At 63.3% G+C, this 23247-nt stretch carries 21 protein-coding genes; 10 read left to right on the top strand and 11 right to left on the bottom strand.

Annotated features, from left to right (window positions below):
* The 4 genes from ACTJK6_RS14260 to ACTJK6_RS14275 all read left to right on the top strand — a co-directional run bounded on the left by ACTJK6_RS14260 (window position 1) and on the right by ACTJK6_RS14275 (window position 3355).
* A complete protein-coding gene (locus ACTJK6_RS14260; protein WP_232040643.1) occupies window positions 1–954 on the top strand; it encodes a TIGR00730 family Rossman fold protein in 954 nt (317 codons plus the stop codon).
* A 94-nt stretch (window positions 955–1048) separates the two neighbouring features.
* A complete protein-coding gene (locus tag ACTJK6_RS14265) occupies window positions 1049–1477 on the top strand; it encodes a hypothetical protein (RefSeq protein WP_232043031.1) in 429 nt (142 codons plus the stop codon).
* An 85-nt stretch (window positions 1478–1562) separates the two neighbouring features.
* Window positions 1563–2567, top strand: a complete 1005-nt coding sequence (locus ACTJK6_RS14270) for a homoserine kinase (protein WP_414560870.1) — start codon at window positions 1563–1565, stop codon at window positions 2565–2567.
* Window positions 2558–3355 (top strand): BPSS1780 family membrane protein, encoded by a 798-nt coding sequence (locus tag ACTJK6_RS14275; RefSeq protein WP_147218008.1) that lies wholly within the window; start codon window positions 2558–2560, stop codon window positions 3353–3355. Before ACTJK6_RS14270 ends, ACTJK6_RS14275 begins: the two co-directional genes overlap by 10 nt.
* Before the next feature lie 25 nt (window positions 3356–3380).
* Here the strand turns inward: ACTJK6_RS14275 and ACTJK6_RS14280 are convergent, their stop codons facing one another.
* Complete coding sequence (locus ACTJK6_RS14280; protein ID WP_440839420.1) at window positions 3381–5741, bottom strand: UvrD-helicase domain-containing protein; 2361 nt, start codon at window positions 5739–5741, stop codon at window positions 3381–3383.
* 150 nt (window positions 5742–5891) lie between these two features.
* Here ACTJK6_RS14280 and ACTJK6_RS14285 point away from each other — a divergent pair, with 150 nt between their 5' ends.
* Together ACTJK6_RS14285 and galU are read left to right on the top strand one after the other, a co-directional pair.
* Entirely contained in the window at window positions 5892–8768 is a 2877-nt protein-coding gene (locus ACTJK6_RS14285; protein ID WP_440839421.1) for a valine--tRNA ligase, read from the top strand.
* Between the two features lie 33 nt (window positions 8769–8801).
* Window positions 8802–9674 (top strand): UTP--glucose-1-phosphate uridylyltransferase GalU, encoded by an 873-nt coding sequence (galU, locus tag ACTJK6_RS14290; RefSeq protein WP_232040647.1) that lies wholly within the window; start codon window positions 8802–8804, stop codon window positions 9672–9674.
* Between the two features lie 129 nt (window positions 9675–9803).
* Here the strand turns inward: galU and ACTJK6_RS14295 are convergent, their stop codons facing one another.
* The 3 genes from ACTJK6_RS14295 to ACTJK6_RS14305 all read right to left on the bottom strand — a co-directional run bounded on the left by ACTJK6_RS14295 (window position 9804) and on the right by ACTJK6_RS14305 (window position 12130).
* Window positions 9804–10799, bottom strand: coding sequence for a hypothetical protein (locus ACTJK6_RS14295; protein WP_232040648.1), 996 nt, complete (start codon window positions 10797–10799; stop codon window positions 9804–9806).
* 471 nt (window positions 10800–11270) lie between these two features.
* Window positions 11271–11489 carry a translation initiation factor IF-1 gene (gene infA, locus ACTJK6_RS14300; RefSeq protein ID WP_004631109.1) on the bottom strand — a complete coding sequence of 73 codons (219 nt, stop codon included), beginning with the start codon at window positions 11487–11489 and terminating at the stop codon, window positions 11271–11273.
* A gap of 347 nt (window positions 11490–11836) precedes the next feature.
* The gene (locus tag ACTJK6_RS14305; protein WP_004631110.1) at window positions 11837–12130 is read right to left on the bottom strand and encodes a hypothetical protein; all 294 of its coding nucleotides are present in this window, start codon (window positions 12128–12130) and stop codon (window positions 11837–11839) included.
* A 306-nt stretch (window positions 12131–12436) separates the two neighbouring features.
* Here ACTJK6_RS14305 and ACTJK6_RS14310 point away from each other — a divergent pair, with 306 nt between their 5' ends.
* Complete coding sequence (locus ACTJK6_RS14310) at window positions 12437–13549, top strand: endo alpha-1,4 polygalactosaminidase (RefSeq protein WP_440839422.1); 1113 nt, start codon at window positions 12437–12439, stop codon at window positions 13547–13549.
* On the opposite strand, the gene pobA is transcribed toward ACTJK6_RS14310, so the two are convergent.
* A complete protein-coding gene (pobA, locus tag ACTJK6_RS14315; RefSeq protein WP_440076109.1) occupies window positions 13527–14753 on the bottom strand; it encodes a 4-hydroxybenzoate 3-monooxygenase in 1227 nt (408 codons plus the stop codon). The genes ACTJK6_RS14310 and pobA overlap by 23 nt on opposite strands.
* Window positions 14754–14872: 119 nt before the next feature.
* Between pobA and ACTJK6_RS14320 the strand changes: the two genes are divergently transcribed.
* The gene (locus ACTJK6_RS14320; RefSeq protein WP_440839423.1) at window positions 14873–15850 is read left to right on the top strand and encodes a LysR family transcriptional regulator; all 978 of its coding nucleotides are present in this window, start codon (window positions 14873–14875) and stop codon (window positions 15848–15850) included.
* A 99-nt stretch (window positions 15851–15949) separates the two neighbouring features.
* On the opposite strand, the gene pcaC is transcribed toward ACTJK6_RS14320, so the two are convergent.
* From pcaC to ACTJK6_RS14350, 6 genes are read right to left on the bottom strand one after another with little or no spacing between them, the layout of a single operon-like run.
* Window positions 15950–16348 (bottom strand): 4-carboxymuconolactone decarboxylase, encoded by a 399-nt coding sequence (pcaC, locus tag ACTJK6_RS14325; RefSeq protein ID WP_440839424.1) that lies wholly within the window; start codon window positions 16346–16348, stop codon window positions 15950–15952.
* A complete protein-coding gene (pcaD, locus tag ACTJK6_RS14330; protein WP_440839425.1) occupies window positions 16341–17153 on the bottom strand; it encodes a 3-oxoadipate enol-lactonase in 813 nt (270 codons plus the stop codon). Before pcaD ends, pcaC begins: the two co-directional genes overlap by 8 nt.
* Before the next feature lie 22 nt (window positions 17154–17175).
* Window positions 17176–18537 (bottom strand): 3-carboxy-cis,cis-muconate cycloisomerase, encoded by a 1362-nt coding sequence (locus tag ACTJK6_RS14335; RefSeq protein WP_440839426.1) that lies wholly within the window; start codon window positions 18535–18537, stop codon window positions 17176–17178.
* A 13-nt stretch (window positions 18538–18550) separates the two neighbouring features.
* Window positions 18551–19753, bottom strand: coding sequence for a 3-oxoadipyl-CoA thiolase (gene pcaF / locus ACTJK6_RS14340; RefSeq protein ID WP_440839427.1), 1203 nt, complete (start codon window positions 19751–19753; stop codon window positions 18551–18553).
* 21 nt (window positions 19754–19774) lie between these two features.
* Window positions 19775–20437, bottom strand: a complete 663-nt coding sequence (locus tag ACTJK6_RS14345; protein ID WP_260801929.1) for a CoA transferase subunit B — start codon at window positions 20435–20437, stop codon at window positions 19775–19777.
* A complete protein-coding gene (locus tag ACTJK6_RS14350; protein ID WP_440839428.1) occupies window positions 20434–21123 on the bottom strand; it encodes a 3-oxoacid CoA-transferase subunit A in 690 nt (229 codons plus the stop codon). The genes ACTJK6_RS14345 and ACTJK6_RS14350 overlap by 4 nt, the downstream gene beginning before the upstream one ends.
* 326 nt (window positions 21124–21449) lie before the next feature.
* Here ACTJK6_RS14350 and ACTJK6_RS14355 point away from each other — a divergent pair, with 326 nt between their 5' ends.
* Both ACTJK6_RS14355 and ACTJK6_RS14360 read left to right on the top strand, forming a co-directional pair.
* Window positions 21450–22241 (top strand): IclR family transcriptional regulator, encoded by a 792-nt coding sequence (locus ACTJK6_RS14355; RefSeq protein ID WP_232040657.1) that lies wholly within the window; start codon window positions 21450–21452, stop codon window positions 22239–22241.
* 90 nt (window positions 22242–22331) lie between these two features.
* Entirely contained in the window at window positions 22332–22910 is a 579-nt protein-coding gene (locus ACTJK6_RS14360) for a hypothetical protein (protein WP_232040658.1), read from the top strand.
* Window positions 22911–23247: the final 337 nt, after the last annotated feature.

Genomic DNA, 23247 nt, shown 5'->3' on the forward strand with positions numbered 1-23247 from the left:
ATGGACTCTAAAGTGACTGGCACGCCAAAAGGCGTTTCCGATAATGGCGCTTCTGCTGAAGGCGACTTGGCAAAGCAGGCTGCTGGTGCTTCCGCGACGGAGGTTTCGGCGGCTGAACTGACCGGAGTGAGCCCCTCGCGCCAGGCCACCACCGCCGACATGGACGTCAACGTGACAGTGGGCGTTGAACACGAGCCCAAAGCTGACGTGTCACACGGCCGTACCGATCGCAAGATGATCCCCAGCCTGCGGGCACTCGCCGACGAAGAACGCGCTACCGCAAAGAAAGCGCGCGCCTCCTGGCAGATGTTCACGATTATGGCAGAGTTCATCGAGGCGACCGAGTACCTCTCGGAGATCCGTCCGGCCGTCTCGATCTATGGCAGCGCGCGCCTGCGCGAGGATTCGCCGTACTACGAACGCACCATCGAAATCGCCCGGTTGTTCTCGGATGCGGGCTTCGCCGTCATCTCCGGCGGCGGCCCCGGCATCATGGAAGCGGCCAACAAGGGCGCGCACGCCGGCAAGTCGGCCAGCGTCGGCCTGAACATCGAACTGCCGCACGAACAGCAAGGCAATCGATACCAGGACATCTCGATGCGCTTCCGCCATTTCTTCACACGCAAGGTCACCTTCGTGAAGAACTCGGATGCGTTCATCGTCATGCCCGGCGGTTTCGGCACGCTCGATGAACTGGCTGAAGTGCTCACACTTGTCCAGACCGGCAAATCGCGCAGTGTTCCGGTGGTCATGTTCGGCAGCCATTTCTGGAAGGGCCTGCTGGATTGGTTCCGCTTCACGCTGCTGCCAATGGGCCTGATTGCCGAGCACGACCTGGACATCATGCGCATCGTCGACGAACCCAAGGACGCGCTCGATGCCGTCTACGAGTTCTACGAAAAGCGCGAAGGTACCTCGCCGATTCCGCCCAAGGAAGAAATGTTCTATCTGTAACCTTGGGTGTGGCATTTCGCGCCACGCGAACGGACGATGGCGGGAGGCTGGACTGCTAGAATGTAGGGTCTCAGATCACCCGCCGGAGTCCATGATGGATTCGCTGCTTCACCCGTCCGCCCCCGTCCACTCCGGCTTTGCCAATGCCGCGCGTCTGATGCGCCACGCTGGGCTGCTGGCAGGCGCCGTTTTTTGCCTCGCCCTGCCCGCGCACGCCGAAGTGACTTCCGACAGCGCCGGCCTGGACCTGCCGGACGTTAAAGCGATCAACAATCAGCCGATTTCCAAGCCGACCCACGGCGCGATCCACAACGAGCGCGTCAAACCGAGCTTCGACTACCGCGACAACGACGGTACGCAAGTCGAGGAATACCGCTTCCAGAAGGGTCAGGCACCGGACATCCATGTCAAATCGGGCATGGGCACCTCCTACAACATGAGCAAGCCCGAAGACAGCTCGCCGCGCATTCGTGAGCGCGGCAATATCGATCGTGTGCCCTCAGTCAACGTCCTGAAGTTCTAAGCCTGTGCCGCGAGCGCGGCGCCTGCAAGCCGGCTCCATGGTGGGCCGGTTGCATTTCCCTCCACCCGTTTCCCATTCCTGAAGCATGGCTGTTTTCACCCCGGTCTCCGACGCCGAGATCGCTCTCTGGCTGGATCAATACGATGTGGGCGCCGTGCGCGCATTTCGCGGCATCCCCTCCGGGATCGAAAACTCCAACTTCTTCCTGACCACGGAAAAAGATGGGCAGACGCACGAATACGTCGTCACCCTGTTCGAGCGACTGACGCTTGAGCAACTGCCGTTCTACCTGTATCTGATGCAGCATCTGGCGCAGCACGACATCAGCGTGCCGGCACCGATTCCGGGGCGCGACGGCGAGATTCTGCGCACGCTCAACGGCAAGCCGGCGACCATCGTGACGCGTCTGGCGGGCCGCTCGAACCTGGCGCCCACGGTGTCGGAATGCGCCATCGTCGGCGACATGCTCGCGCGCATGCATCTGGCCGGACGCGACTACCCACGCCATCAGCCGAATCTGCGCAGCCTGCCGTGGTGGAACGAAGTCGTGCCCGACGTCGTACCCTTCGTGCACGGCGACACGCGCGCGCTGCTGGAAAACGAACTCGCGCATCAGCAACGCTTCTTCGCCAGCGCCGACTACGCCGCGCTGCCCGAAGGCCCGTGCCATTGCGACCTCTTCCGTGACAACGTGCTGTTCGAGCCGGCCGCCGATGGCCAGCCGGAACGCCTGGGTGGCTTCTTCGATTTTTACTTTGCCGGTGTCGACAAGTGGCTCTTCGACGTGGCCGTCACCGTGAACGACTGGTGCATCGACTTGGCCACGGGCGTGCTGGATGATGATCGGGCACGGGCCATGCTCCACGCGTATCACGCCGTGCGGCCCTTCACCGACGCTGAGGCACGGCACTGGCAAGACATGCTGCGCGCCGCAGCCTATCGTTTCTGGGTCTCGCGCCTGTGGGATTTCTATCTGCCGCGCGACGCCGAACTGCTCAAACCGCATGACCCCACCCACTTTGAGCGCGTGCTCCGTGAACGGGTTGGCGCGGGCGCCCTGACTCTGGATCTTCCCCAACCATGCAACTGATTGAAGTACCGGCCAAGCAAGGCTACGTCTGGCTGCGCCAGGGTGCGTGGCTGTTTCGCAAGAACCCGATCGGATTCTTGCTGCTGCTGTTCATCTACCTGTTTGCGGTCAACCTGCTGATGCTGCTGGTGCCGCCGATTGGTGTGTTCGCCATCCTGCTGGTGAATCCGGCTATCTTTGTTGGCTTCATGTCGGCCTGCCGCGATACGGTTGCTGGCAAGCGCGTGGGGCCTGCGTCGCTCATCGCCGGCTTTCGTGCGTACGGCAAGGATGCGATGCGCAGCCTGCTAAAGCTCGGCGGCATCTATGGCGTGCTGGTACTCGTGGTCAGCGGCGTGCTGATGACGATGGTGGATGTCGACACGCTCATGACCGTGGTCAGCGACAAACCGCTCACCGCTGATGCCATCCGCGAGTTCTATCTCGCCATGGTGATGGGCTCGGTGCTGTACATCCCCGTGGCAGTGCTGTTCTGGTTTGCGCCGCTGCTGGTCGCATGGCACGGCATTCCGGTGGGCAAGGCGCTGTTCTTCAGCTGGATGGCCGTATGGCGCAACCGCGCGGCGTTCATCGCGTACGGCGTGCTGGTCGCAATTTTGCTGATCGCCGTGCCGCTGTTCATCGATGCGCTGTTCGCGTCGAGCGGCGCCAACAACATCGCCCCCATCATTGCCACGCCGTACCGGATTCTGGTGATGGCGGTGCTGTACTGCTCGTTCTACGCCACCTACCGCGGCTGCTTCAACGTCACGCAGGCGGCCGGCCAAACGACTGACACGACGGCCTGATCGGGCCGGATGACCCGATCGGTACTCAGTTGATCGGGTCGAGCTTGGCGATGCCCAGCGCCAGCGTCTTCACGCCGTGGCGGTTGAACTTGATCTGGGCGCGCGCCTCGGCGCCCTCGCCTTCCAGCGTCGTGATGACGCCTTCCCCGAACTTGTTGTGGAACACCGACTGGCCCACGCGGAAGCCCGTGGCCTCTGCACGCTTGGCGTCAGCGTAGTTCTTGCCGGTGTCCATGCCACCGGTCGGGCGGCCAGTGTAGGCGTCGTCATCGCCGCGCTCGGGGCGCTTGAACCAATCCTTGCCCCAAGCGGAATCGCCTTGCGCACGGCGGGTGGCTTGATAACCCGACTGCTGCGGCGTCAGCCACTTCAGCGTCGCTTCGGGCAATTCGTCAAAGAAGCGTGAACGGATGTGGTAGCGGATCTGACCATGCAGCACGCGGCTCTGCGCGAACGACAGATACAACCGCTCGCGGGCCCGGGTAATCGCCACGTACATCAGGCGGCGCTCTTCCTCCAGGCCGTCCTTCTCCATCTGGCTGTTTTCGTGGGGGAACAGACCCTCTTCCAGTCCGGTGATGAAAACGACATGGAATTCCAGCCCCTTGGCCGCATGCACGGTCATCATCTGCACGGCATCCTGACCGGCCTGCGCCTGGTTGTCGCCAGCCTCTAGCGAGGCGTGCGTGAGAAACGCGACCAGCGGTGTCATCTCCGCGGGCGTCTCGTCGAGCACGAGTTCAGAAACGGTATCGATCTCGCCGCCTTCGATGCGCAGCATGGCGTCGTGGCGCACCGGCAATGCGGTCGCGATCGCGTCGACACCGTAGCCTTCTTCGGCAACGAAGGCTTGGGCGGCGGTCACCAGTTCCTGCAAGTTTTCGATGCGGTCCTGGCCCTCCTTCTCGCCCTGGTAGTGCGTGATCAGGCCGCTGGCATGAATGACGTGCTGGACGATTTCGGGCAGCGTCATCTGGCGCGTGTCCGCACGCATCTGCTCAATCAGACGCACAAACGCCGACAACTTGGTGCCCGCCGCCCCGGTGAGATAAGGCACCGATGCTGCGAGCGAAATGCCGTACAGTCGCGCCGCATCCTGCAGCTGCTCCAGCGAACGCGCCCCCACGCCACGCGCCGGGAAGTTCACCACGCGGCCAAACGCGGCGTCATTGTCGGGATTCTCAAGAAGCTGGAGATACGCCAACGCGTGCTTGATTTCCGCACGCTCGAAGAAGCGCAGGCCGCCATACACCTTGTAGGCGATGCCGGCGGAAAACAGCGCGTGCTCGATCACCCGCGACTGCGCGTTGCTGCGATACAGGATGGCGATTTCGGAACGCGCCGTGCCACTGGCAATGCGGTCGCGGATTTCCTCGACGATCCAGCCGGCTTCCTGCCCGTCGGTGGCGGCCTGATAGACGCGTACGGGCTCGCCATGGCCGGCATCCGTGCGCAGGTTCTTGCCCAGCCGACGCGTGTTGTGCGAGATCAGGTGGTTGGCGGTATCGAGGATATGGCCGTGCGAGCGGTAGTTCTGCTCCAGCTTGATCCGGTGCTCGACGCGGAATTCACGCTCGAAGTCGACCATGTTGCCGACGTTGGCGCCGCGAAACGCGTAGATGCTCTGGTCATCGTCGCCCACGGCAAAGATGGCGTTGGGCGTGACACCAGGCTCGCCCAGGCCGGCCAGGATCTTCAGCCAGGCGTATTGCAGCTTGTTCGTATCCTGGAACTCGTCGACCAGGATGTGCTTGAAGCGCCGTTGGTAGTGCGCGCGGATGGCATCGTTGTAGCGCAGCAGTTCGTAGCAGCGCAGCAGCAGCTCTGCAAAATCGACCACGCCTTCGCGCTGGCATTGCGCGTCGTAAGCGGCGTAGAGATCGGCCATGCGGCGGTCGTATTCGTTAGCGATTTCCAGATCGCCCGCGCGCAGGCCCTGCTCTTTGGCGCCATTGATGAAGTACTGGACGTTCTTGGGCGGGAATTTCTCGTCGTCGATATTGAGCGACTTGAGCAGGCGCTTGACGGCGGAGAGCTGGTCTTGCGTATCCAAGATCTGGAACGTCTGCGGCAAACCGGCATCACGGTAATGCGCGCGCAGCAACCGGTTGCACAGACCGTGGAACGTGCCGATCCACATGGCGCGCGTGTTGATCGGCAGCATGGCCAGCAGGCGGGCCGTCATTTCCTTGGCCGCCTTGTTCGTAAACGTGACGGCCAGCACACCTGAGGGCGACACGCGCGCGCTCTGGATCAGCCACGCGATGCGGGTGGTCAACACGCGCGTCTTGCCGCTGCCCGCCCCCGCCAGGATCAGCGCCGATTCATCGGGAAGCGTGATGGCAGCGCGTTGTTCGGGGTTCAGATTGGCGAGCAGGTCGGACATGCGGGAGGAGCCTCGGCAGAATCCTGAAATTATACCGGCCGCATTCGCCGCTTCGCCCGAGCCGGACATCGACACGCCGTATAATTCCAAGCTTTCGCCCGCTATTTTCCTGGGCCAAACGTCTTTTTGCGCCCACTGCGCCCCGTCAGCATGACCGATCAAAACCAGTCCCTCGCCAAGAGTTTCGAACCCGCCACCATCGAGCAGAAGTGGAGCGCGGCCTGGGAAGCGATGGGCGTCTCCCGCGCGACGCTCGAAGCCGGCAAGCCCGACTTCTGTATCCAGCTCCCGCCGCCGAACGTGACGGGCACGCTGCACATGGGCCACGCGTTCAACCAGACAATCATGGACGGCCTGACGCGCCACGCGCGCATGTCCGGCGCCAACACGCTGTGGGTGCCGGGCACCGACCACGCGGGCATCGCCACGCAGATCGTTGTCGAGCGCCAGCTGGACGCCCAAGGCGTGTCGCGCCATGACATGGGCCGCGAGAAGTTCGTCGAGAAGGTCTGGGAATGGAAAGAGCAATCGGGTTCGACCATCACGCGCCAGGTGCGCCGCATGGGCGCCTCAATCGACTGGGAGCGCGAATATTTCACGATGGACCCGAAGATGTCGCGCGCGGTCAGCGACGTCTTCGTGCGCCTGTATGAGCAGGGCCTGATCTACCGCGGCAAGCGCCTGGTCAACTGGGACCCGGTGCTGGGCACCGCCGTGTCCGACCTGGAAGTGGTGAGCGAGGAAGAAGAAGGCTCGCTGTGGCACATCCGGTATCCGCTGGCCGAACCGGACGCCGTTGGCGGCCTGACCCACCTGACGGTGGCCACCACCCGCCCCGAGACGATGCTCGGCGACACGGCCGTGATGGTGCACCCCGAGGATGAGCGCTACGCGCACCTCATCGGCAAGTTCGTTCACCTGCCGCTGACCGATCGCAAGATCCCGGTGATTGCCGACGAATACGTCGACCGCGAATTCGGCACCGGCGTCGTCAAGGTCACCCCTGGCCACGATTTCAACGACTACGCCGTGGGCCAGCGCCACAAGCTGCCCCAGTTGTCGATCCTGACGCTTGACGCGAAGATCGTTGCCGATGCACCGACCGCCTATGCAGGCATGGACCGCTTCGACGCGCGCAAGAAGATCGTCGAGGATCTCGAGGCGCAGGGCCTGCTGGCTGAAGTCAAGAAGCACACGCTGATGGTGCCGCGCGGTGACCGTACCGGCGTCGTCATCGAGCCGATGCTGACGGATCAGTGGTTCGTCGCCATGAGCAAACCGGCGCCCGAAGGCACGCGCTTCCCGGGCCGCTCCATCGCGGAAGTGGCACTGGACGCCGTGCAGAGCGGTAAGATCAAGCTCGTGCCCGAGCAGTGGGTCAACACGTACAACCAGTGGCTGAATAACATCCAGGACTGGTGCATCTCGCGCCAACTCTGGTGGGGTCACCAGATTCCGGCGTGGTACGACGAAGCTGGCAATGTGTATGTTGGCCGCACCGAAGAGGAAGCCAAGGCCCAGGCAGCTTCTAAGGGCTACACCGGCGCACTCACGCGTGACGACGACGTGCTCGACACGTGGTTCTCGTCCGCGCTCGTGCCGTTCTCGTCGCTGGGCTGGCCGGCCGATACGCCGGAACTGAAGCACTTCCTGCCCTCCACCGTGCTGGTCACGGGCTACGACATCATCTTCTTCTGGGTGGCGCGCATGGTCATGATGACCCTGCACTTCACCGGCGAAGTGCCCTTCCACACCGTCTACGTGCACGGCCTCGTGCGCGACTCGGAAGGCAAGAAGATGAGCAAGTCCGAAGGCAACACGCTCGACCCGGTGGACCTGATCGACGGTATCGCGCTGGAGCCGCTGCTGGCCAAGCGCACGACCGGCCTGCGCCGCCCGAAGGACGCGCCCAAAGTCGAGAAGCGCACGCGCAAGGAATTCCCCGAAGGCATTCCCGCATTCGGTGCCGACGCGCTGCGCTTTACGTTCGCCTCGCTCGCCACGCTTGGCCGCAGCATCAACTTTGACCCGGGCCGCTGCGAGGGCTATCGGAACTTCTGCAACAAGCTCTGGAACGCCACGCGCTTCGTGCTGATGAACACCGAAGGCCAGGACTGCGGCGTGCAGGAATGCGTCGGCGATTGCGGCCCAGAAGGCTACCTGCATTTCTCGCAGGCCGACCGCTGGATCGTCTCGCTGCTGCAGCGCGTGGAAACCGAAGTGGAGAAAGGCTTTGCCGACTACCGCTTCGACAACATCGCCAACGCCATCTACAAATTCGTCTGGGACGAATACTGCGACTGGTACCTTGAACTGGCCAAGGTGCAAATCCAGACCGGCACGCCGGCCCAGCAGCGCGCTACGCGCCGCACGCTGCTGCGTGTGCTGGAAACCGTGCTGCGCCTGGCCCATCCGATCATTCCATTCATTACCGAAGAACTCTGGCAGAAGGTTGCGCCGATGGCTGGCCGCGCCAAGGGCGACGGCACCGAAAGCCTCGCGCTGCAGGAATACCCGCGCGCCGTGCTGTCCAAGATCGACGAACAGGCCGAGCAGTGGGTGCAACAGTTGAAGGCGCTGGTGGACGCCTGCCGCAATCTGCGCGGCGAGATGAATATTTCCCCGGCGCAGCGCGTGCCGCTGTACGCCAATGGCGAAGCCGAATTCCTGCAGGTGGCGGCACCGTACGTGCAGGCTCTGGGCAAGTTGTCTGAAGTGAAGGTCTACACGGATGCGGCCGCCATGGAGCAGGACGGCGCAGGCGCACCGGTCGCCATCGTCGGCGAGAACAAGCTGCTGCTGAAGATCGAGATCGACGTGGCTGCCGAGCGTGCGCGGCTGTCGAAGGAAATCGACCGCCTGCGCGGCGAGATTACCAAGTGCGAAGCCAAGCTCGGCAACGAATCGTTCGTCGCCCGCGCGCCGGCCGCCGTGGTGGAACAGGAACAAAAGCGCGTGACGGATTTCAAAGCCACGCTGGCCAAGCTGGAGGCCCAGATCGCACGGCTACCGGTTCAAGCCGCCTGAGCGCCCGGAACAATCGATATCAAGGAAACCACGATGCAACGCGTCACCAAAGCCGTTTTCCCCGTCGCGGGGCTCGGAACCCGCTTTCTGCCGGCCACCAAGGCCAGCCCGAAGGAAATGCTACCGGTCGTAGACAAGCCGTTGATCCAGTACGCCGTGGAAGAAGCCATGGCCGCCGGGATCACCGAGATGATCTTCGTCACGGGCCGCAGCAAGCGCGCCATCGAAGATCACTTCGACAAGGCGTACGAACTGGAAGCGGAACTGGAAGCCAAGCACAAGACTGCCCTGCTGGAGGTCGTACGTTCGATCAAGCCGTCGCATGTGGATTGCTTCTACGTGCGTCAGCCGGAAGCGCTGGGCCTGGGCCATGCCGTGCAATGTGCCGAGAAGCTCGTGGGCGACGCGCCCTTCGCAGTCATCCTGGCGGACGACCTGCTGGACGGCGACCCGCCCGTCATGAAGCAGATGGTCGACCTGTACGAGCACTACAACTGCTCGGTCATTGGCGTGGAAGAGATCGACCGCGAGCAGAGCCGTTCGTACGGCGTGGTCGATGGCCGGCCGTGGGAAGAAGACGGCAGCGTGATCAAGATGTCGGGCATCGTCGAAAAGCCGGCGCCGGAAAACGCGCCGTCCAACCTGGGGGTGGTCGGCCGCTACATCCTCACGCCGCGCATTTTTGATCACATCCGCAACCTCAAACCCGGCGCGGGCGGGGAACTGCAGCTCACGGATGCCATCCAGTCGCTGCTGTCCGCCGAGCAGGTGCTCGCCTATCGCTACAAGGGCGTGCGCTACGACTGCGGCAGCAAACTCGGCTACCTGAAGGCAACGGTGGAACTGGCGCTCAAGCACAAGGAAGTCGCTGACGACTTCCGAGCCTATCTGGCTGCACGCGGCTGAGCCAACAGGCGCGTCGCCATGGAAAAAACCCGCGCAGCGTGAGCTGACGCGGGTTTTTTGTTGCCGGATCGTGTCCCGTCCGTCCGGCGCGGAGTTCCACCCTTTTGCGAGGAGAGGCTGCAGCCGTTCTTATTGCGGTGCCGTCAGCGGTTTGATGGTGTTGTTCAGCAAGCTCCAGTACGAACTGGTGCTGTACGGCAGCATCTGCTCAACGTAGTTCCACCAGAAGTAGCCGCCGATGAAGCGCGGATCGGCTGCCATCGTGGTGGTACCCATGGGGTAGTACGACTTGATCAGATTCTGCTGTACGGAGGTCGGCGCCGAGATGCTGGACGTGCCAATCTCACCAAAGCCCACCTTCGCGACCGGGAAGATGCTTTCAAGCAACTTGAAATCGTTTGCCCACGACGGATTCAATCCTGGGCAGTCCTGGTACGGGTAGTAGCTGAACAGTGCGTAGTCGGCACCTTGGAGCACGCGGGACGGCAGGAAATTAGTCGCCCAGGTACGCCATGAGTCCATCGACAGTTCGTAGCAGTTGGTGCCCTTGCCATCGTCGTTGTAGTACATCGTCACCGACACCAGGCCACCCGCGCCCTTCACGATGTCGTAGGCATTGCCGACCATCTGACCGATCTGCTGTTCCTGCGACGTTGCCGTCGTGGTCGGACCGCTCGGGTTGGCACGCAGCCATTCGCCGTTGATTTCATTGGCGATTTCCCATACATCCACGACATTTTTCAGCGTGCTCACCAACTCGTTAGTGCGTGCGCTGTAAGTAGTCGGGTCGACGGGGAAATAGTACGAATCCATCACTTCGCCCATCACGTAGGCGACTTGATGAAGCTTGACCAGCGGTGCGTAATAGTCGGCGGCCGAAGTACCCGGGTCAAAGACCACGCGCACGGTCGGCTTGTACGGCAGGTGCGTGAGCGAGGCCACGATCGCATTGATTTTGCTGACGTCATCAAGCGTGACGCCGTAGATGGGAGCCTTCGGGCGCGTGGCCTGCGCCGAGGCGGTTTGTATTCCCAGGCCTGTCAGCGTTGTTGCTGCCGCCAGACCCACCAAAGCGCGCAGGCTCATGCGCGCCGCCCTCTGTGCTGCTTTTTTGGTTTCCAACATTGTGATTTTCTATTCCCTCGGACGCAAAAAACGTTACGCCCAGTACTGCGATGGACAAGCGCCGTCCTACCTGTGCGGTATCCCGATGTGGTGTGACTCCTTTGACACACTGAACACCGAACGGGTGCGAGCGTCAGATGACGCCCCGGTCGGCGAATGGATGCGCGATTAGAGGTCCTGCTGAGTCGATGGATCGATCAACGGCCGTGCGCTTATTGAGTGGACTGGTACAGCTGGCGCGAGCTCACCCGAGGGTGGCACGCGGCTTGATATGTGACAAGCCCTGCACTTCAGTTGGCTGCCAACTGTGTTCCCCCCGTTGGCAGCCAAGCGGCATGATACCGGATGTTGTAGGCAGATCAACGAAATTTAACGCTGCTTACGCAGCAATAATAAAAAAACCGCGGGTCGGGCAGACACGCGGTTCTTCGAAACGCCCACGGGGTGGACGTCTTGGCGGCACAGCCGTTTTTACTTGTGCCGGTAGTTGATGCGACCCTTCGTGAGGTCGTACGGCGACATCTCCAGCTTCACGCGGTCGCCCGCGAGAATGCGGATACGGTGCTTCTGCATCTTGCCCGATGCGTAAGCCCAGATTTCCACGCCGTTTTCCAACTGCACGCGAAAACGATTGTCGGGTAGTGCTTCAGACACCACCCCTTCAAATTCAATCAGTTCTTCCTTGGCCAAACTCGTTCCTTTGTATGCAGCACGCGGCTGCGCCGATGGTTGCAATGATGTGATGACCCACCCGAACCACGCCACACGCATCTAGGAGCATGCAGCGGTACGCCGCGATCATCTGCCCGGACAGCGGGCTTGGGGGGTACCGAGTTGCACGGAACACAAATCGCGCCCGCCAAAGGCGCGCGCCGTTTCGTGCAAGCGAGAGCGAGGATGGGTGGCGGTCGCAGAAGCGCGCCGCCCGACTCGGCGCGGGGTATTCCCCGGTGCTGGACTCAGCCGCCACCGGCCATGATTGGCGCGGCGGCGAGCCGGATTCGCCCGCTATTCTACCACGGGGAGGTTCGGCGGGTTCAGGCGCCGTCGGCAGGAAGAGACAGTTCAGGCACGTCGCCATCGATGATGCTCTCAGCAAAGCGCAGCGCTGCAATGCGTGCAGCACCCACATTGCTGAATTGTCGATCCCCTGAGAGTCGGAAGACCTGCGTCTGCCCGGGTTCGGGCGACTCCCCCGCCCGACAGATCATCACGGCTGCGTTGTAGCTGCGATCTTCCCTGGCCTCGGGCCAGCGTGCCGTGCGTTCATGTTGGAAAGCCAACGGATAAATGTCGAAGCCTTTGTATTGGCCCGCCGGCGAAGTGTCCATCTGAAATGCCCCCTTCTTGAACGTCGAGTGCTGTCTGACTATACACCCGTGCGTTTTGCATGGCGATGAAAGCGACGGCAACGTTTGACTTCGGGCACGGCACAGCATGCGCAGGCCCATCGGCCATGGAAAGGAGGTCCGAAGCGATGACGAACGCTGGTCTAAAGAAGTTTCAGAACGTCACGCCCCGCCGCACGGTGCAACGCCATCCGATTGTGCTAGCGTGGATCGGAGCTTGCCGTGGCATCCAAACCGATGCGCACGCTCAGAGCAAGGCACCCGCTCCCGACCCTTTCAAGAATGACAATGCGCCTGATCTGTCCCATTGCCCTGGCATGTGCCGGGCTAATGTTGTCTGCCTGTGGTGGTGGCGGCGACGGTGTTTCGTCATCGAGCCCGCAAGCCAGGGTTGCTTCCAATGCCGCGAAACCGCAGTCGAAAACGGCAACTGCGGCAGCCGCAATCACCACTCCCGCTTGCGGTGTCAACGGCACCTCGCCGCTGGCAGGCGTGCAGACGTGGATGTACCAATTGCAGGGCATGACCACCGGCGCGCAGATCGATGCGCTGGACGCGCAGCCGTACGACATGCTGGTCATCGAGGCCAACAACACCGTCAAAGGGCTGGAGAACTTCAACACCGTGGACATGGTGGCGCGCCTGCGCACCAAGCCCGACGGCTCCGCGCGCAAGGTGCTCGCTTACATCGACATTGGCGAGGCCGAAGACTTCCGTACCTATTGGACGTCGAGCTGGAAGGCACCGACAGCTGACGGCCCCGGCACGCCCGACTTCATCATCCAGGCCGACCCCGATGGCTGGGCCGGCGATTACCCCGTCGCGTTCTGGGATCCGCGCTGGCAAGCGCTCTGGCTCGGGCCGAACGGCGCTGTCGCACAACTGGCGCGCGAAGGGTTCGATGGCGTCTATCTGGATTGGGTCGAAGCATACGCCGAGCCTTCGGTGGCGGACGCAGCCCAGGCGGCTGGCATCGATCCAGCACAGGCCATGGTCGATTTCATTGCCAGGATCCGTGCGGCGGGCCGCGCCATCAATCCGCAGTTCGCGGTGATCCAGCAAAACGCGTCCTCTTTGATTGACGACGGCGGTGGGTCAACTCTGCTGGCAACGATCGACGGCATCTCGCAGGAAGACACATGGTTCGGCGGCAGTGCCGGCGCCGCGTGGGGCAGCGCCTCCGGCGGCGACAAGGCCGCCAGCACAGAAGACACGCAATGGACGATCGACCAACTGCAGAAATACTGCGCTGGGAACGTGCCTGTCTTCACGATCGACTACGCGTTGAAGACGGCCAACGCGCAGAAGGTCTACACAGCCTCGCGCGGGCAAGGCTTCCACCCGCTGGTCTCCCGCATTGCGCTGTCCAAGCCGACGACTACGCCGCCCTGGAATGACTGACCACACTCAACGACGCACCGGCCGGCGCATCGGCAAACGGCAGGCCGACATAGTTTTCGGCGAGCACGCGGGCCCCGGCCGGTGAGCTGGTGACGTAGTCCAGCTCGGCGCGCTGCAGCTTTTGCATGAAGGGCGTGTGGTCGTCAAAGCGATGCAGCATCGACGTCATCCACCACGAGAAATGCTCGGCGCGCCACACGCGTTGCAAGCAACGTTCGGAGTAGCCTGCAAGCTGGGCGGTGTCCTCCTGCTTGTAGCGCGCGGTGAGCGCCTGAGCCAGCACGCGAACGTCAGCCACGGCCAAGTTCATGCCTTTCGCGCCGGTGGGCGGCACGATGTGCGCGGCGTCCCCCGCCAGGAACAGGCGGCCGTACTGCATCGTCTCGCACACAAAGCTGCGCATCGGCGTGACGCTCTTCTGCAGGATCGGACCTTCCTTCAAACGCCAGCCGTCGTTGTTTTCCAGGCGCGTGTGGAGTTCATCCCAGATGCGCGCATCGGACCATTCGGCAAGATTCTCATCGGGCTTGCATTGCAGGTAGAGCCGCGTGATCTTGGGTGAGCGCATGCTGAACAGCGCAAAACCCCGATCGTGGCTCGCGTAGATCAGCTCTTCCGCCGCAGGCTCCGCTTCCGCCAGGATGCCCAGCCAGGCAAACGGATACACGCGCTCGAACACCGCTTGCCGCTGGGCCGGAATCGCTTGCCGGCAGATGCCGTGAAAGCCATCGCACCCGGCGATGTAATCGCATTGCAATGTCTGCGGCACGCCGTCGTGGACGAACTGCACCGAAGGCGTGGCCGACTCGATGTCATGCACCGACACATCGCTCACATCGAACAGCAGCGGTGCGCCCTGCTCCATGCGCGCCGCAATCAGATCCTTGACCACCTCGTGCTGCCCATACACGGTGATCGAGCGGCCGCCCGACATCGCCGTCAGGTCAATGCGGTGGCGCTTGCCGCCAAACAGCAGGTCGATGCCGTGATGCACCAGCCCTTCGCGCCGCATACGCTCGCCCACACCCGCTTCGTTAAGCACGTCGACCGTGCCTTGCTCCAGCACGCCGGCGCGGATGCGCTCTTCAACGTACGCGCGGCTCTTGGTTTCGAGAATGACGGCGTCGATGCCGTTGCGGTGCAGAAGCTGCCCGAGCAGAAGGCCTGCCGGGCCCGCGCCAATGATGGCGACCTGGGTGCGCATGTTGGTTGTCTCCGGATGGATTTGGAATCGTTCTGGCAACCATTGTTGGCGCGCGCCTTGATATCGCACAATGCAATATTGGCGATAAACTCTATCGCCAATTCAGATAGTGCATTGCCATGTCTACCCTGCCCGACTTTGACCTGAACCTGTTGCCGATCCTGCTGGCCTTGCATGACGCGCGCAGCGTAAGCATGGCCGCGCAACAGCTCGGCATGAGCCAGCCTGGCGTGAGCACCGCGCTGGGAAAGCTGCGTGCCGCGTTTGACGACCCGTTGTTCGTACGCACCTCGCGCGGCATGGAGCCCACGCCGCGAGCGCTGGCGCTCATTCCGGCAGCGCGCGATGTGGTGGCGCGCGTGCAGCAGGGCATTCTGGAAACCGGCGCGTTCGATCCGGCCACGACCACACATACGTTTTCGATCTCGTTGTCGGACGTGGGTGAGATGGTATTTCTGCCCCGGATTGTCGAAGCGATGGCGCGGCAGGCGCCGCGGGCGTCGGTGCAATCCGTATCACTGCCGCCGGCGCAGATCGAGCGCGCGCTGGAGACTGGTTCGCTCGACCTGGCCGTCGGTTACTTCCCCGACTTGAAGAAGAACAACTTCTTCCAGCAGCGGCTGTTCACGCACTATTTCACTTGCATCGTGCGCGCAGATCATCCCGTCACGCGGGGCGGCAACACGAAGCTGTCGATGGCGCAGTTTTTGGAATACGGGCACGCCGTGGTGCGCGCGGAGGGGCGCAGCCAGGAACTGTACGAGCGCTTTCTGGAGCGTAAGCGCATCCGACGGAAGCCGACGCTGCTCACGCCACACTTCATGAGCATTCCGTTCATCCTGGCGCGCACCGACTTGATTGCGACGGTGCCGCACGCTGTGGGCCTGTCGTTCATGCAATCGCACGGCAACATCCGCGTGATGGAACCGCCCCTGGAGCTGCCGAGCTTCGATCTCAAGCAGCACTGGCATCGCAAATTCCATAACGACACGCGCAGCCAATGGTTCCGCGCGCTAGTGTCGTCTCTGTTCAACGACGAGGCGGATGAATGGCGGGAGCCCGGCCATCGGCCCGCCAAACGCAAGAACACGAAGTAACCGACTTGACCCGAATGTTCACAATCACGCGCAGGCGACGCCGGCGGCCATTTTTCCGGTGCGTTGCATGGCGCCTACCCGAGACGGTGGATTCTGCGTCTACGTCTTGGATGCGGCCTCGGCGTCCATCTCTGCAAACACCGTCTGCGCAAGGTGGAAGGCATGGTTGGCTGCCGGCACGCCGCAGTAGATGGCGGTCTGCAGAAGCGTTTCCTGAATCTCGTCGCGGGTGACACCGTTGTTGGCAGCAGCACGCAGGTGAAGACGCAACTCGCCGTCGCGGCCGAGGGCAACCATCATGGCGATCGTCAGCAGACTGCGCGTGTGGCGCGGCAAACCGGGGCGCGTCCAGATCTCGCCCCAGGCGTAGCGCGTGATGAGATCCTGGAACGGTACGGTCAACTCAGTCTGCGCGGCGTTGGCACGGTCGACATGGGTGTCGCCCAGAACAGCGCGGCGCACTTCCATGCCCGCGGCGTAGCGTTCGCGATCATCCATGGGCGACCTCGCGTGCCACGCCGGCCGTCAAGAAGCTGACCAGCGCTTCGGTATAGCCGTCAGCCTGCTCCCAGTTGGCGAGGTGGCCGGCGCAAAGCTCGACGTATTGCGCACCCGGCACACCGTCCGCAATGAGTTTGGTCTGCGCGGCGGGCGTGGAGATATCGTGCGTACCACCAATCACCAGCATCGGCACGCGGATGTTCGGCAGTTGCGCGCGCAAATCCGCATCGCGAATGGCTGCGCAGTTGCCGTTGTAGCCGGCGTCCGGCGTCGACAGCAGCATCGCCTTGACGATGTCGACGCGGCTTGCGTTGGCGTCGCGATAGCCCTGCGTGAACCAGCGCTCCAGCACCGTTTCCGTAATGCTGGCCATACCGCCTTGCTCGACCTGCGCGATGCGCGTGTTCCAGCTCTGCTGCGTGCCGATGAGCGCGGCGGTGTTCGTCACCACCATGCGCGGGAAGCGCTCGCCGTGATGCGCGGCCAGCCACAGGCCGGTCAGCCCGCCCATCGACAGACCGCAGAACAGCGCAAGGTCAATGTTGTAGTGGTCGAGCAACGCAAGCACATCTCCGCCAAGTTGTGCGACGCCAAACGGCGCGTCGGGCACGCTCGACTGGCCGTGGCCACGCTGGTCATAGCGCAGCAAGCGGAAGTGTTGGCGCAGCGCTTCGAGCTGAGGCTCCCACATGCCCAGATTCGTGCCCAGGGAATTCGACAGCACCAGCACCGGCTTACCCGTGGCGGGCCCATCATCGAATTCGTGATACAGGCGGACATTGTCGTGTTCAAGCCAGGGCATGGTGTCTCCGTGGAATGTGTGTTCAGGGATGGCGGCGAGCGTGTTCCGCGAGCACGCGGTCGACTGCGGCGCCCGCATCGCCAAGGTAATGGTTGGGATCGAGCAGCGCGCTTAGCCGTTGCGGCGTGGCCGCGCCCCAGATGTGCAGGACGTCGGCGTCTTGGGCCAGCACGTCATGCAACGTTCTGCTCTCTTGTAAGGCTTTGCGGCTGGCAGCTTCGACCACGTGATGCGCTTGCAGGCGGCCAATGTCTGCACCCAGCGCCAGCATCACGGCTTCACCGAGGATCAGGCCGTGCGTGAGGTCGAGATTTGCGCGCATGCGAGCGGCGTCAACATGCAAACCTTCGACCATCTCGCGCATGCGATCGAGCGCGCCGGCCGTGAGGCAGGCCATCTCACGCAATGTTGCCCATTGCGCCTGCCAACCGCCGAGCGCGCGTTCGTGCTCCTGCGGCAGCGCAGACAGCAGCGTGCTCGCCAAGCCGGGCATGCGCGTGGCCGCAGCAAGCACCGTTGCGCAACCGACCGGGTTGCGCTTATGCGGCATGGTGGAAGATCCGCCCTTGCCCGCACCGGAAGGCTCGGCAACCTCGCCGACCTCCGTTTGCATCATCAACGAAAGATCGCGTGCGCAGTGACCCAGCGTGCCGGTCAGCAGCGCGAGCGTCGTGCCGATATCGGCGATTCGATCCTGCTCGCCGTGCCACGACAGCGCTGGCAGTGGCAGATCAAGTTCGTGCGCCAGCGTTTGGGCGACAGCGCGTGCCTGTTCACCCAGGCTGGCAAGCGTGCCTGCCGCCCCGCCAAACTGCAGCGCGGGCACATGCGCGCGCAACGCGGCAAAGCGATCCTGCGCGCGATGCACGGCTTCCAGCCAGCCCGCAACCTTGCGCCCGAACGTTGTCGGCAGCGCCTGCTGCAGCCACGTGCGCGCCACCATCGGTGTATTGCGATGACGCTGCGCCAGCGCGGCGAGCGCGTCGGCCAGTTTCTGCAAATCCGCTTCGATCAACGCAGCCGACTGCCGCCACTGCAACATCAAACCGGTATCGATGATGTCCTGACTCGTCGCGCCCCAATGCACGTAGCGCGCGGCGTTTTCATCGTGCTGCGCGACAGCGGCAGTCAGTTGTTTGACCAGTGGAATGGCCAGGTTGCCCGCGCTGGCAGCGGCGTTACCCAGCGCGTCCAAGTCCAGCACTACGCTGGCGCACACCGCGCGAATCGGCGCCACGGCTTGCGCCGGAATCACGCCCACCGCGCCCTCGGCCTGCGCAAGCGCCGCCTCCACATCGAGCATCGCGCGCACCGTGGCCGCTTCGGACCACACCGCCAACATGGCCGGTGTGGAGAAGGCGCGATCAAGCAATCCGCTGGTCATGGCCGTATCAAACTCAAACGCGTTCGATCACCAGGGCAATGCCCTGCCCCACGCCGATGCACATCGTGCACAGCGCATAGCGTCCGCCCGTGCGTTGCAGCTGATACATCGCCGTCGTCACCAGGCGCGCGCCGCTCATGCCAAGCGGGTGGCCCAGTGCGATGGCACCGCCGTTCGGGTTGACGCGCGGATCGTCGTCACGCAGGCCCAGTTGACGCGTCACCGCCAAACCCTGCGCGGCAAACGCCTCGTTCAGCTCGATCACATCCATCTGATCGATCGTCAGTCCCAGTTGCTTGAGCAGCTTCTGCGACGCCGGTGCCGGGCCGATGCCCATCACGCGCGGCGGCACACCAGCCGTGGCCATGCCGACAATGCGGGCACGCGGAGTCAGGCCAAAACGCTTAGCAGATTCTTCGTTGGCGAGGAGCAGCGCGCAGGCGCCATCGTTCACGCCCGACGCATTGCCGGCCGTCACCGTGCCGTCCGGACGCACCACGCCCTTGAGCTTGGCGAGCGCTTCCATGCTGGTCGCACGCGGGTGCTCATCGCGGTCCACCACGATGGCATCGCCCTTCTTCTGCGGAATCGTCACAGGCGTGATTTCGTGCGCGAGCGTGCCATCTTCCTGCGCACGTGCGGCGTTGGCCTGGCTGCGCAGCGCGAAGCGGTCTTGGTCTTCGCGGTTGACCTTGTAGTCGGTGGCGACGTTCTCGGCGGTTTCGGGCATCGAGTCGACACCGTATTGCGCCTTCATCAGCGGGTTGATGAAGCGCCAGCCGATGGTGGTGTCGTAGATGGCAGCATCGCGCGAGAAGGCACTCGCCGCCTTGCCCATCACGAACGGCGCACGGCTCATGCTTTCCACACCGCCTGCGATCATCAACGCGGTTTCACCCGAGCGGATGGCGCGCGCAGCGGTGCCGGTCGCGTCCATGCCGGAGCCGCACAGGCGGTTGATGGTCGAGCCCGGCACGCTGTCGGGCAACCCGGCCAGCAGCGACGACATGCGCGCCACGTTGCGGTTGTCTTCGCCCGCCTGATTGGCGCAGCCGAAGATCACGTCGTCGATGGCCGACCAGTCGACCTGCGGGTTGCGCGCCATCAGCGCCTTGAGCGGCACGGCACCCAGGTCATCCGCACGCACGGCGGACAGGCTGCCGCCGTATCGGCCGATGGGGGTCCGGATGGCGTCGCAGATAAAGGCTTCGGTCATGTTGTTCTGTCTCCAATGGTTCTAGGCACGACGCAACGGCGCCGCCGTCATCGTCTGCAGCGTATCGAAATCGAGGCCGTCGGCCATCTCGCGCACCACCAGGCCATCGGGCGTGATGTCGATCACGGCAAGGTCGGTGTAGATGGTATCGACACAGCCGATGCCCGTCAGCGGGTACGTGCACGACGGCACGATCTTGCTGTCGCCCTGCTTGGTCTGGTGCTCCATCATGACGAAGACGCGCTTGGCGCCAATAGCGAGGTCCATCGCGCCGCCCACGGCAGGAATGGCGTCGGGTGCACCGGTGTGCCAGTTGGCGAGGTCGCCCGTGGCCGATACCTGGAAGGCGCCGAGCACGCAATAGTCGAGATGGCCGCCCCGCATCATGGCAAACGAATCGGCGTGATGGAAGAACGAGGCACCGGGCTTGATGGTGACCGGCTGCTTGCCGGCGTTGATCAGGTCTTCGTCTTCTTGCCCAGGCGCGGGCGCGGGGCCCATGCCCAGCAGGCCGTTCTCGGTGTGCAGGATGATTTCGCGGTCGGCCGGCAGCTGGTTCGCCACCAGCGTCGGCAAGCCGATGCCCAGGTTGACGACGGAGCCATCGGGAATGTCATGCGCCACACGCGTAGCGATTTGATCGCGCGTCCAGCGTTGAATCTTGGCGGTGGTTTCGGCGCTCATGCGGCCTCCTTGGATTGCGCTGCGTTGCCGAGTTGCACGACACGCTGCACAAAAATGCCCGGCGTAACGATGTGCTCCGGGTCCAGCTCGCCAAGCTCCACCGTCTCACTGACCTGCGCGATGGTGCACTTGGCCGCCATCGCCATCACCGGCCCGAAGTTGCGTGCCGTCTTGCGATAAACGAGGTTGCCCCAGCGGTCTGCGCGCAGGGCCTTGATGAGGGCGTAGTCGGCAGTCAGCGGCAACTCGAGCACGTACGGCTTGCCGTCGATGATGCGCGTTTCCTTGCCTTCGGCCAATTGCGTGCCATAGGCGGTCGGGCAGAAGAAGCCGCCAATGCCGGCACCTGCGGCGCGGATGCGCTCGGCCAGGTTGCCTTGCGGCACCAGTTCCAGTTCGATTTCGCCGGCGCGATACAGCGCATCGAACACATACGAATCGGCTTGGCGCGGGAACGAGCAGACGATCTTGCGCACGCGGCGCGCCTTGAGCAGCGCGGCCAGGCCCGTCTCGCCATTGCCGGCGTTGTTGTTGATGATGGTCAGCTCACGCGCGCCATGCGCGATGAGCCCGTCGATGAGTTCCGATGGCATGCCTGCGGTACCGAACCCGCCGATCATGATGGTGGCACCGTCCGGGATATCGGCCAGGGCGGCCTCCACAGACGGACAAAGCTTGTTGATCACGTGCATTCTCCGGCAAGGGCGCCCGCACATTCTCGATGGCTGGCGCGGGTCGGAGCATCGCGGGGGCCGGACATGGCCAAACCGCAACCGGGCGGCCTGCGAGTCTCCTGTTTGACGATTGGATCGACACAGGCCTTTGCTGTCCGGCCCACGCTTGCCTTCCCTCTTTTGTTCGATATGCGAACTCGCGTTCGATCCAAGAACTAATCTACGCCTCCCTTCCCGAGCGTGTCAAGGCGTACGCATGCCGATCAGACGTTCGAGTAGCGAAACCGGGGCAATGCCAGTAGTCTTGAGGCCACTGCACCGCTTTTGTCTTTCTTTGCATGTCTGCTGCCGAACTGTCCACCGAAAAACCCAGCGATTCCTATGTCCAGTCCTTTGCGCGGGGGCTGTCCGTCATTCGCGCGTTCAATGCCGAACGCCCGGAGCAGACGCTCTCCGAAGTCGCCGAGGCCACGGGCCTGACCCGCGCCGGCGCCCGCCGCATCCTGCTCACGCTGGTCAGCCTGGGTTATGTCAGCTTTGAAGGCCGCCTCTTCCGCCTCACGCCCAAGATTCTTGATCTCGGATTCGCCTACCTCACCTCGATGCCGTTCTGGAACCTGGCCGAGCCGGTGATGGAAGAGCTCGTGCAGACGGTGCACGAAAGTTGCTCTGCCTCGGTGTTGGACGGGACGGAGATCGTCTACGTTCTGCGCGTGCCCACGCAAAAGATCATCGCGCTGAACCTGTCGGTCGGCAGCCGCCTGCCTGCGTTCTGTACGTCGATGGGCCGCGTGCTGCTGTCAGGCCTGCCCGAGGATCAGCTCGACATCGCACTGCGCGAATCGGACCGGCGGGCGCGCACGCAACGCACCATCACAGACGTCGACGCACTGAAGGAGGTCATAGCCGGCGTGCGCCAACAAGGTTGGGCGCTGGTCGACCAGGAACTGGAGGAAGGGCTGATTTCGCTGTCGGCGCCGATCCGCAATCGCGCGGGGGATATCATCGCCGCCATGAATATCAGCGGACAGGCCAACCGGACTTCCGGCAAACAGATGACGAAGCAGTTTCTCGGTCCGCTGCAGCAGGCGGCCGAGCGTATTTCTGCCATGGTGCGGGTGCGGACCTGACCTGAGTTAAAGGCAGCAGCGCCCAGTGCGCTGCGCGCCTCGCATCCCGACAGTTTTTTCAATAAAATTGTGGCTCCGTGGGCAAAGAGGATGTCTGTGACTCAACACACCGCCATTCACACCGGTCTGGATGTGAAAGGCCGCCAACGCCGGGCGCATGCTTCGTGCGTCCTGGCGCTTGCCCTGCCGTTGCTGTCCAGCCCTGTGTGGGCCCAATCGACCACGCTGGCGACGGCCATGCAGGAATTGACGCCGCTGGCCCGCATGCTGGTGGGCGCCGCCACAGGTCGCAGCACGGCCGCCGCCGGCGTGCCGGCCCTCACGGGCCCCGCGCGCAACGCAGACCGTGCCCTCGCTCAGGCCTGCGCTGAAATCAACCGCTTCACCCCCGTCCCGCTCGACCGCGAAACCTCGCTGGCGCAATGCTCGCTGGCGCAGAAGAAGAACCTCGTCTTCGTCATCACGCTAACCAACTACGCGGCGCACTCGGCCGCATCGCAAGGCTTTCGGCTGAATTTCGTGCCGATCCTGCAGAAGAACATCTGCAACAACGGCGACGTTCGCATCCTCACGCGCCTGGGCCTGAGCCTGGTCTACCGCTATCGCGGCAACGACCATGAGACCGTCGGCGACGTGCCCATCAACGAATCGATCTGCGGCACCCTCTAAGTCCACGCTCCGCCCCGGGAATCCCCTGATGGAGCGCAGTCGGCGGCCATGTCATTAATGGCAGACAAAGTCTCATTTGATCCAACATGTGCCGGGCCTCTGCCTTGCTGCGCCAGCCTTACCTGGCTGCACGCATGCAACCCCACAACCCGAATATCCCGCCTGTGCACTGCACCCCGCCCTGCCTGCCAACCGCCATCTGCGCCCCGTCGGCATGGACTATAGTTGGGCGTTCCGCTCGCCGTCATATGGTTATCCGAAGTCCGCGCATGCAAATCGCGCATACGCCGGTATGCTCGCGGGCGATCCTCGATTCGATCTCGAATCGCACACTGTT

It is taken from the genome of Ralstonia sp. 22086 (assembly GCF_052045975.1).
Lineage (GTDB): Bacteria > Pseudomonadota > Gammaproteobacteria > Burkholderiales > Burkholderiaceae > Ralstonia > Ralstonia wenshanensis.

What these genes read in the sequence shown, in the direction of transcription:
- ACTJK6_RS14260 (WP_232040643.1), top strand. Translation starts at nt 1, where the DNA reads ATGGACTCTAAAGTGACTGGCACGCCAAAAGGCGTTTCCGATAATGGC.
- ACTJK6_RS14265 (WP_232043031.1), top strand. Translation starts at nt 1,049, where the DNA reads ATGGATTCGCTGCTTCACCCGTCCGCCCCCGTCCACTCCGGCTTTGCC.
- ACTJK6_RS14270 (WP_414560870.1), top strand. Translation starts at nt 1,563, where the DNA reads ATGGCTGTTTTCACCCCGGTCTCCGACGCCGAGATCGCTCTCTGGCTG.
- ACTJK6_RS14275 (WP_147218008.1), top strand. Translation starts at nt 2,558, where the DNA reads ATGCAACTGATTGAAGTACCGGCCAAGCAAGGCTACGTCTGGCTGCGC.
- ACTJK6_RS14280 (WP_440839420.1), bottom strand. Translation starts at nt 5,741, where the DNA reads ATGTCCGACCTGCTCGCCAATCTGAACCCCGAACAACGCGCTGCCATC.
- ACTJK6_RS14285 (WP_440839421.1), top strand. Translation starts at nt 5,892, where the DNA reads ATGACCGATCAAAACCAGTCCCTCGCCAAGAGTTTCGAACCCGCCACC.
- galU (WP_232040647.1), top strand. Translation starts at nt 8,802, where the DNA reads ATGCAACGCGTCACCAAAGCCGTTTTCCCCGTCGCGGGGCTCGGAACC.
- ACTJK6_RS14295 (WP_232040648.1), bottom strand. Translation starts at nt 10,799, where the DNA reads ATGTTGGAAACCAAAAAAGCAGCACAGAGGGCGGCGCGCATGAGCCTG.
- ACTJK6_RS14305 (WP_004631110.1), bottom strand. Translation starts at nt 12,130, where the DNA reads ATGGACACTTCGCCGGCGGGCCAATACAAAGGCTTCGACATTTATCCG.
- ACTJK6_RS14310 (WP_440839422.1), top strand. Translation starts at nt 12,437, where the DNA reads ATGCGCCTGATCTGTCCCATTGCCCTGGCATGTGCCGGGCTAATGTTG.
- pobA (WP_440076109.1), bottom strand. Translation starts at nt 14,753, where the DNA reads ATGCGCACCCAGGTCGCCATCATTGGCGCGGGCCCGGCAGGCCTTCTG.
- ACTJK6_RS14320 (WP_440839423.1), top strand. Translation starts at nt 14,873, where the DNA reads ATGTCTACCCTGCCCGACTTTGACCTGAACCTGTTGCCGATCCTGCTG.
- pcaC (WP_440839424.1), bottom strand. Translation starts at nt 16,348, where the DNA reads ATGGATGATCGCGAACGCTACGCCGCGGGCATGGAAGTGCGCCGCGCT.
- pcaD (WP_440839425.1), bottom strand. Translation starts at nt 17,153, where the DNA reads ATGCCCTGGCTTGAACACGACAATGTCCGCCTGTATCACGAATTCGAT.
- ACTJK6_RS14335 (WP_440839426.1), bottom strand. Translation starts at nt 18,537, where the DNA reads ATGACCAGCGGATTGCTTGATCGCGCCTTCTCCACACCGGCCATGTTG.
- pcaF (WP_440839427.1), bottom strand. Translation starts at nt 19,753, where the DNA reads ATGACCGAAGCCTTTATCTGCGACGCCATCCGGACCCCCATCGGCCGA.
- ACTJK6_RS14345 (WP_260801929.1), bottom strand. Translation starts at nt 20,437, where the DNA reads ATGAGCGCCGAAACCACCGCCAAGATTCAACGCTGGACGCGCGATCAA.
- ACTJK6_RS14355 (WP_232040657.1), top strand. Translation starts at nt 21,450, where the DNA reads ATGTCTGCTGCCGAACTGTCCACCGAAAAACCCAGCGATTCCTATGTC.
- ACTJK6_RS14360 (WP_232040658.1), top strand. Translation starts at nt 22,332, where the DNA reads ATGTCTGTGACTCAACACACCGCCATTCACACCGGTCTGGATGTGAAA.